We start from the raw sequence: 14,289 nt of genomic DNA, 5'->3' as shown, positions 1-14,289 counted from the left end.
ATGACCGACGCGTACAAGATCATCGACCATGTCTATGACACCGTCGTCGTCGGCGCTGGCGGTTCGGGCTTGCGCGCCACGATGGGCAGCGCCGAAGCCGGCCTCAAGACCGCCTGCATCACCAAGGTGTTCCCGACGCGCAGCCACACCGTCGCGGCGCAGGGCGGCATCGCCGCCTCGCTCGGCAACAATTCGCCCGACCATTGGCAGTGGCACATGTACGACACCGTCAAGGGCTCCGACTGGCTCGGCGACCAGGACGCGATCGAATATATGGTGCGCGAGGCGCCGCAGGCGGTCTACGAACTCGAGCACGCCGGCGTGCCGTTCAGCCGCAACGCCGACGGCACCATCTACCAGCGCCCCTTCGGCGGCCATATGCAGAATATGGGCGAAGGCCCGCCGGTCCAGCGCACCGCCGCCGCGGCCGACCGCACCGGTCATGCGATGCTGCACGCGCTCTACCAGCAGTCGCTGAAGTACGACGCGGACTTCTTCGTCGAATATTTCGCGCTCGATCTGATCATGGAAGATGGCGCGTGCCGCGGCGTGATCGCCTTGTGCATGGACGACGGCAGCATCCACCGCTTCCGTTCGCAGGCCGTCGTGCTCGCGACCGGCGGCTATGGCCGCGCCTATTTCACCGCGACTTCGGCGCACACCTGCACCGGCGACGGCGGCGGCATGGTGCTGCGCGCCGGGCTGCCGCTGCAGGACATGGAGTTCGTCCAGTTCCACCCGACCGGCATCTATGGCGCGGGCGTGCTGATCACCGAGGGCGCGCGCGGCGAGGGCGGGTACCTCACCAATTCCGAGGGCGAGCGTTTCATGGAACGCTATGCCCCGTCGGCGAAGGACCTGGCGTCGCGCGACGTCGTATCGCGCTCGATGGCGCTTGAAATCCGCGAAGGCCGCGGCGTCGGCCCGCACAAGGACCATATCTACCTGCACCTCGACCATATCGATCCCGCGGTGCTGCACGAACGGCTGCCCGGCATCACCGAAAGCGGCAAGGTGTTCGCGGGGGTCGACCTGACGCGCCAGCCGCTGCCCGTCGTGCCGACGGTCCATTACAACATGGGCGGCATCCCCTGTAACTATCATGGCGAGGTCGTGACGCTGCGCGACGGCGATCCCGACACCGTCGTCCCGGGCCTGTTCGCGGTCGGCGAGGCCGCGTGCGTGTCGGTCCATGGCGCGAACCGCCTGGGCTCGAACAGCCTGATCGATCTCGTCGTCTTCGGCCGCGCCACCGGGCATCGCCTCCGCGACATCATCAAGCCCGGCGCCGCGCAAGCTGCGCTGCCCAAGGACAGCGCCGACCTGGCGCTCGGTCGTCTCGACCATTTCCGCAATGCCAAGGGCGGTTCGCCGACCGCGGTAATCCGCGACGAGATGCAGCGCGCCATGTCGGCGCATGCCGCGGTGTTCCGCACCGACGAGCTGATGGCCGAGGGCAAGGAAAAGCTCGCCCAGACCTACCAGCGGATGAACGACATCGGCGTCACCGACCGCAGCCTGATCTGGAACACCGACCTCATCGAAACGCTCGAGCTCGACAATCTGATCAGCCAGGCGACGGTGACGATGCATTCGGCGTTCAACCGCAAGGAAAGCCGCGGCGCGCACGCGCACGAGGATTTCCCGAACCGCGACGACGCCAACTGGATGAAGCACAGTATCAGCTGGTTCGACGGCTGGGGCGGCAAGGGCGGCGGCGTCCGCCTCGATTACCGCCCGGTCCACGAATATACGCTCTCGGACGATGCGGAGTATATCAAGCCGAAGGCGCGCGTTTATTGATGGTTTTTATTGACCTGACAAAACCGGGCGGCGCAACACTTCAAGAGGTTAGGAAGCTCTTGGAGAGCAAGGATGACTCCGAGCATCGGCAGTTGCGTGTAACTTCGGCGGGCATAGCGTTTTTGTCAGACGAAGTTGGTGCGGAAGACATCGATGGCCTTTGCTTTCGCTTCGAAACTTGGACTGCGGGCAACGGTTATTGCGGTGTAGAAGCAGCCGCAGACGACAAATATGTGATGTCGGTTCAGACCGATTTGAACGACAATTGGCCAGATCCAAAAGACAGCTATATCGACTGGTAATTTACGCAATCGGGTTCGTCCGTCGCATTACCAAAAATCTTCAATTTCATCCGGCACATCCTCGCGCTCGTGAAGGATGCGCACAACGATCAGTTCGGCGTCGGTGCAACGGTAGATAGCGCGATGAAATCCTGAACGGACTTTGCGGTATGTCGAAGGCAGTCCGAATGCCTCGCTGCCGATACCGGGAAACTCCGCAGCGAACGCGATCTGGCGACGAATATCTTCGATATAGCCTTTGGCTTGGGCTTCTCCGTGCTCGGCCTTGGAATATTGCGCAATCGCCAGGATGTCCGTCGCGGCCCGAGGCCGAAGGACAATTTTAAGCATTCGGAAATTGTTCGGCGATGAACGCATCCCAATCGAAAGGTTGCGGCGGGCCGCTCTCTTCGCCTTCCCTTATAAGCTGTCGCAGCCTCTCTACACGCGCATCGCGGGCCTCAGCGCGACGCAGAGCGTCGCGGATCACTTCGCTCACCGATCCAAATTCGCCCGACGCGACCTTGCGACGCGCATAATCGGTCAATTCATCGCTAAGGGCGATGGAGGTGTTCTTCGCTGCCATGATGCCAGATTACCAAAATTTGGTAACAGCGTCCAGTGACACTCTCCAAACTGGACCCATATAGAAATGCCGCTTTTCAGTAGTCCTATTCGAACCAGCCGTGGATCGGATTGAGGTCGGAGAAGGGCTCGTCGACGTTCTGGCCCAGGACCCATAATTTCTGGCAGGCGATGGTGAAGAAGATCAGCGCGATCGTCCAGACGATGATCGTCTTGATGACCTGCCAGCGCTTCGCCTCATAGGCCGCGCGCGCGCGCGCCTTATAGTCGATGCCCAGGTCGCCTTCGAACTCGGCGACCAGCTGCGCGCGCCGGGTGCGCGAAATATTTGCGAGGCTCGCGCTCTGTTCGTCACTCGTCGGTCGGCGAGTCGCCATCGTCCCTACCCTGCGCAAAACGCTAATGTCACCTCTTCCACGATAAGGCCTAGCCCCTGACAAAGGGTTAACCGCCGCCGCCTCTTTGCGATCGACTCGTCGCGATTGCGATCAGCTTGATGCGCGCACGCGCGCCGCGCAGCAGCGTGAGATCGCGGCGGGGCAGCTCCAGCGCCGCGGCGAGCAGCGTCAGCACCGCTTCGTTCGCCGCGCCGTCGGCGGGCGGTGCCGTGACGCGCAGCGACACGGTCTCGCCCTCGATCGACACCGCGTCGCGGCGCGCGCCCGGCGTCACCCGTACCTCGATCCGCCCGGCGGGCGCCGCAAGCGCGTGCAGCGCCGCCGTCAGCGCGGGATCGGGCCGGTATTTCAGATGGTAACGACCAGCTTGCCCACCGCGCTGCGGTCGCCCAGCTTGGCGATCGCCTTGCCGCCTTCGGCGAGCGCGAAGCTTTCGGTGACGCGCGGGCTGATCTTGCCCTGCTCCCACAGTGCAAACAGCCGCGCGATGTTGGCGCGGTTGCGCTTCGGTTCGCGCGCGACGAACGCACCCCAGAAGACCCCCGCGACGTCGCAGCTCTTGAGCAGGGTGAGGTTCAGCGGCAGGCGCGGGATGCCTGCGGGGAAACCGACGACGAGGTAGCGGCCTTCCCACGCGATCGAACGCAGCGCGGGCTCGGCATAGTCGCCGCCCACCGCGTCATAGATGACGTTGGCGCCGTTCGGGCCGACGGCTTCCTTGAACTTGTTCGCGAGCTCCTTCGACTGGTCCTTGTCGAACGGCTGGCGGCCATAGACCACCACCTCGTCGGCGCCGGCAGCCCGCGCGATCCCGGCCTTTTCTTCGCTCGACACCCCCGCGACGACACGCGCGCCGAACGCCTTGCCCAACTCGACCGCGGCGATGCCGACCCCGCCCGAGGCGCCGAGGACGAGCAAAGTGTCGCCCTCCTTGATATGCCCGCGGTCGACCAGCGCATGGATGCTGGTGCCATAGGTCATGAGCAAGGAGGCCCCTTCGGCGAAGCCGTGGCTCGCGGGCAGGTGATAGACATTGTGCACTGAAACCGCGATCGCTTCGGCCATTCCGCCATTGCCGCAGCCTGCGATGACCCGGTCGCCGACCTTGAAGTCGGTGACACCTTCGCCAACTTCGGCGACCAGCCCCGCGACCTCGCCGCCGGGGGCGAAGGGGCGTTCGGGCTTGAACTGATATTTGTCCTCGATGATCAGCACGTCGGGGAAATTGACCGCGCAGGCCTTCACGTCGATCACGATCTGCCCGGCGCCCGCGGTCGGTCGCGGCAGTTCGCCCAGCGCCAGCGTTTCGGGGCCGCCGGTGGCGGTCGACAAGAGAGCCTTCATCATCTTCTCCTCACACGGGGTTTACAGCGAAGGTTGCAGCCAGGGCCGGTCCTGCGCCAGCTTCTTCTCATAATCGCCGATGGCGGCGTCGCTCTTCTCGGTCAGCGAAATCTCGTCGAGCCCTTCGAGCAGGCACAGCTTGCGGAAGGGATCGATCTCGAAGGTGAAGCGGTCCTGGAACATCGTCGTCACCGTCTGGTTTTCCAGGTCGACATGGATCGGGTCGGTTGCCGCGACTTCGAGCAGCCGGTCGATGGCCGATTGAGGAAGCACGACGGGCAGGATCCCGTTCTTCACTGCATTGCCCGAGAAGATGTCGGAGTAAGAAGGCGCGATGACGACGCGGATGCCGAGGTCGCCCAGCGCCCAGGCGGCATGCTCGCGGCTCGACCCGCAGCCGAAATTGTCACCCGCGATCAGGATCGGCGCGCCCTGATAGGGGGGATTGTCGAACAGATTGTCGGGGTCGGCGCGCAGGCTCTCGAACGCCCCGCGTCCCATGCCCTCGCGGCTGACGGTCTTGAGCCAGTGCGCGGGGATGATCACGTCGGTGTCGACATTCTTGAGCCCCAGCGGGATCGCGCGGCCGTCGACTTCGTTCAGCGGGGTCATGCCATCAGCTCCCGCACGTCGGTGAGCCTGCCGGTCACCGCCGCCGCCGCCGCCATCGCGGGGCTGACCAGATGCGTGCGGCTGCCGGGGCCTTGGCGGCCGACGAAATTGCGGTTGCTGGTCGAGGCGCAGCGTTCGCCCGCCGGCACCTTGTCGGGGTTCATCGCGAGGCATGCCGAGCAGCCGGGTTCGCGCCATTCGAGGCCGGCGTCGGTGAAGATGCGGTCGAGCCCTTCGGCCTCGGCCTGCGCCTTCACCAGCCCCGATCCGGGAACGACGATCGCCCATTTGACATTGTCGGCCTTGTGGCGGCCCTTGAGCACCGCGGCGGCGGCGCGCATGTCCTCGATCCGGCTGTTGGTGCAGCTGCCGATGAAGATATTTTCCACCGGCACGTCCTGCATCCGCGTGCCGGGTTCGAGCCCCATATAGGCGAGCGATTTCGCGGCGGCCGCCTGCTTCGACGGATCGGCGAAGCTCGCGGGATCGGGAACGACGCCGGTGATCGGCACGACATCCTCGGGGCTGGTGCCCCAGGTCACGCTCGGTGCGATGTCGGCGGCGTCGATGACGACGGTCTTGTCGTAGGTCGCGCCCGGGTCGGTCGCGAGGCTTTTCCAATAAGCGACCGCTGCATCCCAGTCGGCGCCCTTCGGTGCATAGGGACGGCCCTTCAGATATTCGAAGGTCGCCTCGTCGGGCGCGATCAGGCCCGCGCGCGCGCCGCCCTCGATCGCCATATTGCTGATCGTCAGCCGGCCCTCGATGCTCAGCGCGCGGATCGCACTGCCGGTATATTCGATGACATGGCCCGTGCCGCCCGCGGCGCCGATGGTGCCGGTGATATGGAGGATGATATCCTTCGCCGACACGCCGGGGCCGACCGCGCCCTCGACGCGCACTTCCATCGTCTTCGACGGCTGGAGCAGCAGCGTCTGCGTCGCCAGCACATGCTCGACCTCGCTCGTCCCGATGCCGAAGGCGAGGGCGCCGATGCCGCCGTGGCACGCGGTGTGGCTGTCGCCGCAGACGATCGTCGTGCCGGGCAGCGAAAAACCCTGCTCGGGGCCGACGACATGGACGATGCCCTGCTCGGGCGCGGTGGCGTCGATATAGCGGATGCCATATTCGGGCGCGTTCTTCTCGAGCGCCGCCAATTGCGCCGCGCTTTCGGGATCGGCGATCGGCAGCTTGTTGCCGTTCGCGTCGAGCCGCGCGGTCGTCGGCAGATTATGGTCGGGCACCGCCAGCGTCAGGTCGGGGCGCCGCACCGCGCGCCCGCTCGCGCGAAGCCCCGCGAACGCCTGCGGGCTGGTGACTTCATGGACGAGATGGCGGTCGATGAAGATCAGGCAGGTACCATCGGGGCGCTGTTCGACGACATGCGCGTCCCAGATTTTCTCATAGAGGGTGCGGGGCCGAGTCATGCGGACCACTTAAGCCGCCTGCATAACAATGCAAGCGAGTGGCGATCAAAAACGCAATTTTCGGTCGCGTCCGTTGGAGTATAAGCGGGCCATGTCGCCGCTCGTAATCATCCTGCTCGTCCTCGCCACCGTCGTGGCGATGGAGGGCGTCGCCTGGGGCAGCCACAAATATATCATGCACGGCTTCGGCTGGGCCTGGCACCGCGACCATCACGAACCGCACGGGCATCTGCTCGAAAAGAACGACCTGTTCGCGATCTTCGGCGCGGCGCTGAGCATCGGCATGTTCGTGGCGGGCAGCCCGATGATCATGGGCGCTTCGGCATGGGAGCCGGGGACGTGGATCGGCCTCGGCGTGCTCTTCTACGGCATCATCTATACGCTGGTGCACGACGGCCTCGTCCATCAGCGCTATTTCCGCTGGGTGCCGCGCCGCGGCTATGCCAAGCGGCTGGTGCAGGCGCACAAGCTCCACCATGCGACGATCGGCAAGGAAGGCGGGGTCAGCTTCGGCTTCGTCTTCGCGCGCGATCCGGCGAAGCTGAAGGCCGAGCTCAAGGCACAGCGCGAAGCGGGGATCGCCGTAGTGCGCGAGGTGCTCGCCGACTAGGGTCAGGACCCATTGATTGCACGATCGAGGCGTCGAAATGGCGAAGATATTGGGTTCGGGTGGCCGCCGCGGGTAGCATCGCTACCCGTAAGGCTGCGCGGACCCAAGATCGAAGCCATTTCGGCGTCCCTTCGGGATTTGATCGATTTTGTCCATTGCTTCGTCGGCAAGTCTGGAAATATCGACATATTCCTGCGCCTTGCCTCCTCGCACTGAACAAAATCGCTTCAAACCTCGATCGCGCAATTAATGGGTCCCGACCCTAGCGGTAGGCGTCGACCGTCTCGAACAGCGCCGCGACGCCCCTGCGATCGCCTTCGCTGAGTTCGGGACGCCACACGTCGAAGATCAGCACGACGCGGTCGCTGTCGGCGTCGTTCCACGCCTCATGCTGTACCGAATCGTCGAAGATCAGCAGCTTGCCTTCTTCCCACTGCCGTGCCTTGCCGGCAACCTGCAGCGCGCCGGCGCCGGGAACGATCAACGGCAGGTGACAGATCAGCCGCGCGTTGATCATACCGTGATGCGGCGCGATGCGTGCGCCGGGCTGGAGCAGCGAGAACATGATCGAGGGCGAGCGCACCGAAATGCGGCACAGCGGCGCTGCCGCGAGCGCGGCGAGCGTCGCGGGAAAACGCGCTGCCATCTCGGGGATCGGCGCGCCATTGTCGATCAGGTGCAACGCCGACCACTGCGGATTGTCGTGCATGCCGTCGAAATCGACGCGCGGGCGGCCCGGCTCGTGGGTGAGATAGGGTTTGAACAGGCCCGGATCGGCCAGCGCGGCCCTTAGCTCGGCCCGGATCGCCGGGGTTTCCGCCTCGACCGCAGGCGCCCAGTCGAACTGCTCGCGCTCGTAAAAGGCGCGTTGCGGCAGGCCCGGAAAATAGAAGTTCGACGGCTTCTGCAGCTCCATCTCGACCTGTTCCTCGCCACGCACAATTGCGATCGACCGGGCAAAAGCGGGGCTGCGTGCCTCCGGCGGAAGGCCGCGTTCGGCGAGCCCGGCCTCCAGCGCGGCACCGAATTCCGCGTCGAGTTCGGCGCGCGAGGCTTCGGCCACATCGATCAGCGGCGCCACCGACGGCGGCAGGACCGCCATCGTCCCGGCGAGCCGGATCGCGTTGACGTACCAGCTGGCGGCGGTCCGCCGGTCGCCCGCGGCGCGGCGGCAATCGCCTTTCCAGACGATCGCCCGCAGCGCGCGCGCATCCTGATCGAGGATGGCGTCGGCAGCGGCTTCCTGCCCCGCACGGTCGCCCGTCAGCCGGCACGCCTCGCCCAGCATCATCCAGATCTGCGCATTGGCGAGCCCCGCATCGGCGACCGGCTGCAATGCCGTTCGTGCCGCGTCGGCGTCGCCGCGTTGCAGCGCCGCGCCGCCCTGCTGCGCCAATCGGCTCGCTTCGGCGACGGTCAGTTTCGCATCAGCCATGACGATAATCCGCCGTAATCACCCCCGCTGCCGCCAGTTCGACCTCATGGCTCTCCTCGCGCCAGCTTTCGGCGAGTGCCTGCCGCTCCCATTCGACTATCGCGGGATGCGCGAGGATGTGGTCGACCCACGTGTGCCCTGCGCCGACGTCGAGACCATAGGTGCGGATGCGAAAGGCAACCGGGGCGAAAAAGGCGTCGACCACCGAGAAATCGGGTCCCGCAAGCCACGGCCCGCCGAAGCGCATCAAGCCTTCCTCGAACAATTCGCGGATCCGCGTCACGTTCGCGCACAGCGCATCGGACATCGGCTTCGGCGTCACGCGTACGCCGACGTTCATCGTGCAATCGCCCCGCAGTGCCGAAAAGCCGCTGTGCATCTCCGCCGTCGCGCATTGCGCCCAGGCGCGCGCGTCGGGATCGGTCGGCCAGATGCCGTCGTGCCGGTCGGCGAGATAGAGCGCGATGCCGAGCGAGTCGTGGATCGTCCGCCCCTCGTGCAGCAGCGCGGGCACCTGCCCGGTCGGCGAGAAGCTGCGGAACGCATCATAGTTCACCGGCTGCGCAAAGGGTTCGATGCGGTCCTCGAACGCGATGCCCAGCCCCTGCATCAGCATCCATGGGCGGAGCGACCAGCTCGAATAATTGCGGTTGGCGGTGATCAGCACATACATGCTTCGCGCTCCTGACGGGCGATGGGGGAGGTGTAGTCGGGGTCGTGCGCGAAGGGCAGCGCGCTGCCGTCGCGGAGCGCCGCGAGCACGCTCCCGAAGTCGGTCTTGGCGCGCCAGCCGAAGCGGCACTCGGCGCGCGACGGGTCATAGACGCGGTCGACCGTCTCGGGCAGCACCCAGCCCGCCGCGGCGTAGAGTTCGGCGGCGTCGGGATGGTGGCGTGCGATCACCGCGCGCGCGTCGCGCGCCAGTTCCTCGGCCTCATCGCGGACGAAGGGCGGCGGGGCGGAGAGGATGAAGGTGTCGCAGCCGATCGCCGGCGCGGCTTCGAGCGCCGCGAGATGCGCGGCGGCGGCATCCTCGACCGTCAGGCGGCGGTTGAGCAGCTCGTTTGCCTTGAGGTTCGGGCCGCTCGGCACTGCGTGCGTGTCGTCATCCTCGGGGAAGAAGCGTCCGGTGCGCAGGATCGCGACGTTGATGCCGTGCTCGCGGTGGACGAGCCGGCACGCCTGCTCGGCAGCGAGCTTGGTGATGCCATAGATGTTGCGCGGCTCGATCGGACCGAAATCCTCGTCCATCCACCAGGCGCCCGCGTCGCCCGCGCCCGCGCGGACATCGGCGCGCACCATCAGCGAGGTGGTCGAGGTGAAGAGGAAGCGGTCGTTGCCCGCCGCGACCGCCGCCTCGATCAGATTGAGCGTGCCGGTGACGTTGACGTCGACGAACGCCTGGCGCGGATAGCGTATGATGTCGGGCTTGTGCAGCGCGCCGCCGTGGATGATCGCTTCGATGCCGTGGTCGCCCATCACCCGCTCGACCAGCGCGCGGTCGGCTACGGTGCCGACGATGTCAGTGTCCGGACCGGGCACGACGTCGAGCCCGGTAACCGCATGGCCCTTTTCGGCAAGCCGCGGCGCAAGAGTGCGGCCGAGCCAGCCCGACGATCCCGTCAGCAGCACGCGCATCGATGATTCTCCTCCGGTCTCTCGACGCGCGCCTGATACACAGGCAGTGGGCGGGGGGAAAGCACGTCCGGCGGCCCGTGCCTCAGCCGTGCGAATCCTCGGCGACCGCGCTGGTCCCCGCGGCGTGCCCCGCCACCGGGGGCAATTCGCTGAGATCGAGCCAGCGCGCACCCTCGCGCCGGTGATAACTGTCGATCGCCGCAAAGGGGACCCGGAACGGGAACCCCCAATCGCTGTTCCACAGCACGACGACGCCGGTCCGCGTCGCCGGTTCGAAGATCATCGTCGCACGATAGCCCGCGACCGCGCCCGAATGGCCCTCGAGCCGGTGGCCGCCATAGGCGAAGCTGCGCCAGCCCAGTCCATAGGATGCATCGCTGGTGGCCTGGCGCAGCGCGCCGCCATAGAGGCGCCCGGTGCCGACGCGCGGGCTGTGCGCCAGCTGCAGCACCGTGCCGGGCAGCACATCGGGACGCGTGCCCATCATCGCCTGCATCCAGGTCGCGAAATCAACGATATCGCTCTCGACTCCTGCCGCGGCGGGGACGCGCCAATAGGCCTCCTTGACCTCGCGGACGTGCTGGCCGTTGCGATGCGGCTTCGCCCAGTCCCTGGCGCCCGTCAGCCGCGCCATGCCATAGCCCGCGCTGACCATGCCGAGCGGGCGGAAAAAGCGGTCCTCGACCGCGTCGGCAAAGGGTTCGTTCGCGGCCTCGGCCAGAATCTCGCTCGCGGTGTCGAAGGCGATATTCTGATAGGTATAGCAGGTGCCGGGTTCGCACTGCAGCGGCGCGGCGGCGAGACCCGCGCGCAGCAGCTGGGGGCTCTGCCCGTCCTCCAGTTTCTCGTCATAGGCGTTCTTGGTGAGGCCGGTGCGCTGGGCGAGCAGGTCGTCGAGCCTCAGCTGTTCCTCGGCACCACCCGGCAGGCGCAGCGACGAGCTACGCCATCCCGCGACCGGGCGATCGAGGTCGACCGTGCCGTCCTTCGCCAGCTTGGCCGCCAGCACCCCCGTCGCGGTCTTGGAGACCGAGGCCCAGCGAAAGACCGTGTGCGGCGTGACCGGCGCCCCGGTCGACGCGTCGGCGACGCCATAGCCGCGCACGAAGCTGAGCTTGCCGTCCTCGACCACCGCCACCGCGAGCCCCGCCATTTCGGGGCGCTGCGCGAGGTCGCCGAGCTGCTTGTCGAGCGCGCGATAGTCGATCCGCCCGCGCCATTCGGCGGGGGTGTCGGGCAGGTTCGCGGGCGGCTTGATCGGGATGGCGACGCTGGCGAGCGCCCGGTGGTCGCCGCTGGGCGCGCGCAGGCCGAACCAGCCGGCCGATCCCAATGCGGCGATCGCGACCAGCGCGGCGATGACGCGCTTCGTGGCCTTGTTGTTGGACTGTTGCGACTTCATATTTTGGCGTGGTCTTAGCCGCGACGAGCCCTGCCGTCACCCCCGCTGCGGTCAACGCCCCAGAAAGTGCCACGCCTTGAGGGTTCCGACCGCGTAGACCGCGCCATAGACGAGTACGATCAGCGACGACCAGAGCGCGAAAGCGTCGCTATGCTGCGGCCGCCAGAAATGGAGCGGCACGAACAGCAGCGCGCGCAGCAGGTAGATGGCGGTGATCACGACCAGCCCCGTGCGCAGCAGCGGCAGCCTCGGCAGCGCACCGGCGCCTGAAAAGGCATAGGCGGCCCAGATCAGCAGTACGGCAGCAATGCCCAGCGTGATCAAAGTCGGGTGCAAATCGCCACGCGCCGCGGCGCGTGCCATGCCTTCGCCGGCACCGAAGAAGCGGTACCAGTCGGGTCCGCCGAAGATGCAGGCGATATGGAGCAGCGCGGCCGTGACCGACAGCCACCCCCCGACGATCAGCCAGGGGGTGCCCGGGCTGGCCGCGACGTCAGGCAAGATAATGCGCGGTCGTTTTTGCTGCGACTTCCCCGGCGGTCACCCCCGGCGCGAGTTCGATCAGCTTGAACGGGCTGTCGTGGTCGTCACGCCGGAACACCGCGAGGTCGGTGATGATCATGTCGACGACATTCTTGCCGGTCAGCGGCAGCGTGCACGCCGGGATGAACTTGGGGCTGCCGTCCTTGGCGTTGTGCTCCATCACGACGATGATCTTCTTGACCCCGGCGACGAGGTCCATCGCGCCGCCCATGCCCTTGATCATCTTGCCCGGGATCATCCAGTTGGCGATGTCGCCATTTTCGGCGATCTCCATCGCCCCCAATACGGTCAGGTCGATATGCCCGCCGCGGATCATCGCAAAGCTGTCCGCCGAGCTGAAATAGGCCGACTGCGGCAGCTCGCTGATCGTCTGCTTGCCCGCGTTGATCAGGTCGGCATCCTCGTCGCCTTCGAGCGGGAAGGGGCCGATGCCGAGCATGCCATTCTCCGACTGCAGCGTGACCGTCATCCCCGCGGGAATATGGTTCGCGACCAAAGTCGGGATGCCGATGCCGAGGTTGACGTAATAACCGTCCTGCAGTTCCTTCGCGGCGCGCGCCGCCATGTCGTCGCGGGTCCAGGCCATTATTGCGGCTCCCATTGCTTGTCGGAGGGGAAGGCGTCGTCCCAGCCCAGTTTTTCCCACGGGCCGTAGACGGGGTTGGGGAACAGGAACCAGCCCTTGTCCCAGAGTGCGGTGGCGCCGGCGCTCGTCGCGAGCGCCATGCGCTGCGCCGCGGGCAGGTCCTTGACGTTGAACTGCTGGCTGAAATCGCCGAGTTGGTCGCCGCCGAGGATGATCACGCAATATTTCGATGCGATCGTCGCGCGGCGCGGATCCTTGCTCGACCCGCCGGCATCGTCGCCCATCAGGAATAGCGTCTCGCCATGCTTGAACGCGCCGAGACCTGCGGCGCGCAGCGTGTCCTCGCTGCCCTTGGCATTGACGGCGCTGCGGTTGGTGTTGGCGATGACGGTGATCCCCGCGGCGCGCAGCCTGTTCACCATCTCCACGCTGCCGGGCATCGCGACCGCCTTGCCCGCGCCGCTCTTTTCCCACTGGTCCCAGATTTTCGGATCATAGGCCGATTGCGCGAAATGGCGCATCGGTCCCAAATTCCAGATCAGGGTCTCGTCGGCATCGAACACCGCGGCAAAGGGCTTGTCGCCGCACGGCTCGAACGCCGGCGCGTCCATCGACGCGCCGGGCGCCAGCACGACGCTGTCCTTCGGCCGCTCTCTGATCCGCCACACGCCATAATCGGCGATCCGCGCATTGGTCGCGCGCACCGCCACCGCCGCCTCGGGCGAGCCATAAAGATATTGCAGCGCCACTGGCGGCTTGGCGGCCTCGACAGGCACAGCGGCCGGCGGAGCCGGCACCGTCGCCACCTCGGCCGGCGCACTCGCGCAGCCTGCCAGCAACAGCGCGCTCGTTACGGCGAGGCCGCGCATCATGCCGTCTCGCGCGGGCGCACGGTTCGGAACTCGATCTTCTTGTCATAGGGCGCGCCGACGATCATCCGCTTCACATAGATGCCGGGCAGATGAATCGCATCGGGATCGAGGCTGCCGGTCGGGACGATTTCCTCGACCTCGGCGACGCAGATCTTCGCCGCGGTCGCCATCGGCTGGTTGAAATTGCGCGCGGTCTTGCGGAAGATCAGGTTGCCGCTCTCGTCGGCTTTCCACCCCTTGACGATCGCGAGGTCGGCAAAGATGCCGCGCTCGAGGATATAATCCTGACCGTCGAAATTCTTCACTTCCTTGCCCTCGGCGACCAGCGTGCCGACGCCGGTCCTGGTGTAGAAGCCGGGGATGCCCGCACCGCCGGCGCGGCAGCGCTCGGCGAGCGTGCCCTGCGGGCAGAATTCGACCTCGAGCTCGCCCGCCAGATATTGCCGCTCGAACTCCTTGTTCTCGCCGACATAGCTGCTGATCATCTTCTTGATCTGCCGCGTGCGGAGCAGCTTGCCGAGCCCTTCGCCGTCGATCCCGGCGTTGTTGCTCGCGATCGTCAGGTCCCTGGTGCCCGCATCGCGGATCGCGTCGATCAGCCGTTCGGGGATGCCGCACAGACCGAAACCGCCCGCGCAGATCTGCATGCCGTCGAAGAGCAGCCCTTCGAGTGCAGCGGCGGCGTCGGCATAGCGCTTGTTACCCATGAACGGACTCCTCGTGGTTGCGGCGCGGCGACTTTGGCCGATAAAA

18 protein-coding genes are annotated in these 14,289 nt (G+C 66.3%); 3 read left to right on the top strand and 15 right to left on the bottom strand.

The features are described from left to right. Window positions 1-1,803: a succinate dehydrogenase flavoprotein subunit gene (gene sdhA, locus AC1RNQ_RS01555; RefSeq protein WP_493168356.1), complete on the top strand. Its 1,803-nt coding sequence runs from the start codon at window positions 1-3 to the stop codon at window positions 1,801-1,803. Further along, window positions 1,803-2,105, top strand: coding sequence for a hypothetical protein (locus AC1RNQ_RS01550; RefSeq protein WP_493168355.1), 303 nt, complete (start codon window positions 1,803-1,805; stop codon window positions 2,103-2,105). Before sdhA ends, AC1RNQ_RS01550 begins: the two co-directional genes overlap by 1 nt. Before the next feature lie 27 nt (window positions 2,106-2,132). Here AC1RNQ_RS01550 and AC1RNQ_RS01545 read toward each other — a convergent pair whose 3' ends face one another. The 7 genes from AC1RNQ_RS01545 to leuC form a co-directional block, all read right to left on the bottom strand. Continuing rightward, entirely contained in the window at window positions 2,133-2,435 is a 303-nt protein-coding gene (locus AC1RNQ_RS01545; protein WP_493168353.1) for a type II toxin-antitoxin system RelE/ParE family toxin, read from the bottom strand. Beyond that, entirely contained in the window at window positions 2,428-2,670 is a 243-nt protein-coding gene (locus tag AC1RNQ_RS01540; protein ID WP_493168352.1) for a type II toxin-antitoxin system ParD family antitoxin, read from the bottom strand. The genes AC1RNQ_RS01545 and AC1RNQ_RS01540 overlap by 8 nt, the downstream gene beginning before the upstream one ends. 85 nt (window positions 2,671-2,755) lie before the next feature. After that, window positions 2,756-3,046, bottom strand: a complete 291-nt coding sequence (locus tag AC1RNQ_RS01535; RefSeq protein WP_493168350.1) for a hypothetical protein — start codon at window positions 3,044-3,046, stop codon at window positions 2,756-2,758. A 67-nt stretch (window positions 3,047-3,113) separates the two neighbouring features. Beyond that, the gene (locus AC1RNQ_RS01530) at window positions 3,114-3,353 is read right to left on the bottom strand and encodes a DUF167 domain-containing protein (protein ID WP_493169382.1); all 240 of its coding nucleotides are present in this window, start codon (window positions 3,351-3,353) and stop codon (window positions 3,114-3,116) included. A gap of 62 nt (window positions 3,354-3,415) precedes the next feature. Beyond that, complete coding sequence (locus tag AC1RNQ_RS01525; RefSeq protein WP_493168349.1) at window positions 3,416-4,411, bottom strand: NADPH:quinone oxidoreductase family protein; 996 nt, start codon at window positions 4,409-4,411, stop codon at window positions 3,416-3,418. Window positions 4,412-4,432: 21 nt separating this feature from the next. Next, window positions 4,433-5,023 (bottom strand): 3-isopropylmalate dehydratase small subunit, encoded by a 591-nt coding sequence (gene leuD, locus AC1RNQ_RS01520; RefSeq protein ID WP_493168348.1) that lies wholly within the window; start codon window positions 5,021-5,023, stop codon window positions 4,433-4,435. Beyond that, entirely contained in the window at window positions 5,020-6,450 is a 1,431-nt protein-coding gene (gene leuC, locus AC1RNQ_RS01515; RefSeq protein WP_493168346.1) for a 3-isopropylmalate dehydratase large subunit, read from the bottom strand. The genes leuD and leuC overlap by 4 nt, the downstream gene beginning before the upstream one ends. A gap of 91 nt (window positions 6,451-6,541) precedes the next feature. Here leuC and AC1RNQ_RS01510 point away from each other — a divergent pair, with 91 nt between their 5' ends. Next, entirely contained in the window at window positions 6,542-7,060 is a 519-nt protein-coding gene (locus tag AC1RNQ_RS01510) for a sterol desaturase family protein (RefSeq protein WP_493168345.1), read from the top strand. 262 nt (window positions 7,061-7,322) lie between these two features. On the opposite strand, the gene AC1RNQ_RS01505 is transcribed toward AC1RNQ_RS01510, so the two are convergent. From AC1RNQ_RS01505 to AC1RNQ_RS01470, 8 genes are all read right to left on the bottom strand, one after another. Further along, window positions 7,323-8,495 carry an aspartyl/asparaginyl beta-hydroxylase domain-containing protein gene (locus tag AC1RNQ_RS01505; RefSeq protein WP_493168342.1) on the bottom strand — a complete coding sequence of 391 codons (1,173 nt, stop codon included), beginning with the start codon at window positions 8,493-8,495 and terminating at the stop codon, window positions 7,323-7,325. Then, window positions 8,488-9,168, bottom strand: a complete 681-nt coding sequence (locus AC1RNQ_RS01500) for a glutathione S-transferase family protein (protein ID WP_493168341.1) — start codon at window positions 9,166-9,168, stop codon at window positions 8,488-8,490. The genes AC1RNQ_RS01505 and AC1RNQ_RS01500 overlap by 8 nt, the downstream gene beginning before the upstream one ends. Next, window positions 9,156-10,133: an NAD-dependent epimerase/dehydratase family protein gene (locus AC1RNQ_RS01495; protein ID WP_493168339.1), complete on the bottom strand. Its 978-nt coding sequence runs from the start codon at window positions 10,131-10,133 to the stop codon at window positions 9,156-9,158. Before AC1RNQ_RS01495 ends, AC1RNQ_RS01500 begins: the two co-directional genes overlap by 13 nt. An 82-nt stretch (window positions 10,134-10,215) precedes the next feature. After that, on the bottom strand, window positions 10,216-11,535 hold the full coding sequence (locus AC1RNQ_RS01490; protein WP_493168337.1) for a serine hydrolase domain-containing protein: 1,320 nt from the start codon (window positions 11,533-11,535) through the stop codon (window positions 10,216-10,218). Between the two features lie 51 nt (window positions 11,536-11,586). After that, window positions 11,587-12,036, bottom strand: coding sequence for a hypothetical protein (locus AC1RNQ_RS01485; protein WP_493168335.1), 450 nt, complete (start codon window positions 12,034-12,036; stop codon window positions 11,587-11,589). Further along, window positions 12,029-12,664 (bottom strand): CoA transferase subunit B, encoded by a 636-nt coding sequence (locus AC1RNQ_RS01480; protein ID WP_493168334.1) that lies wholly within the window; start codon window positions 12,662-12,664, stop codon window positions 12,029-12,031. Before AC1RNQ_RS01480 ends, AC1RNQ_RS01485 begins: the two co-directional genes overlap by 8 nt. Further along, on the bottom strand, window positions 12,664-13,536 hold the full coding sequence (locus tag AC1RNQ_RS01475; protein ID WP_493168332.1) for an HAD family acid phosphatase: 873 nt from the start codon (window positions 13,534-13,536) through the stop codon (window positions 12,664-12,666). The genes AC1RNQ_RS01480 and AC1RNQ_RS01475 overlap by 1 nt, the downstream gene beginning before the upstream one ends. Continuing rightward, window positions 13,533-14,243, bottom strand: a complete 711-nt coding sequence (locus AC1RNQ_RS01470; RefSeq protein WP_493168331.1) for a CoA transferase subunit A — start codon at window positions 14,241-14,243, stop codon at window positions 13,533-13,535. The genes AC1RNQ_RS01475 and AC1RNQ_RS01470 overlap by 4 nt, the downstream gene beginning before the upstream one ends. Window positions 14,244-14,289 lie beyond the last annotated feature (46 nt).

This window comes from Sphingopyxis sp. GW821-FHT12F08 (genome assembly GCF_058806755.1).
Note: the sequence above shows the minus strand (reverse complement) of the source record. Positions and strands in the feature narration are given on the sequence as shown.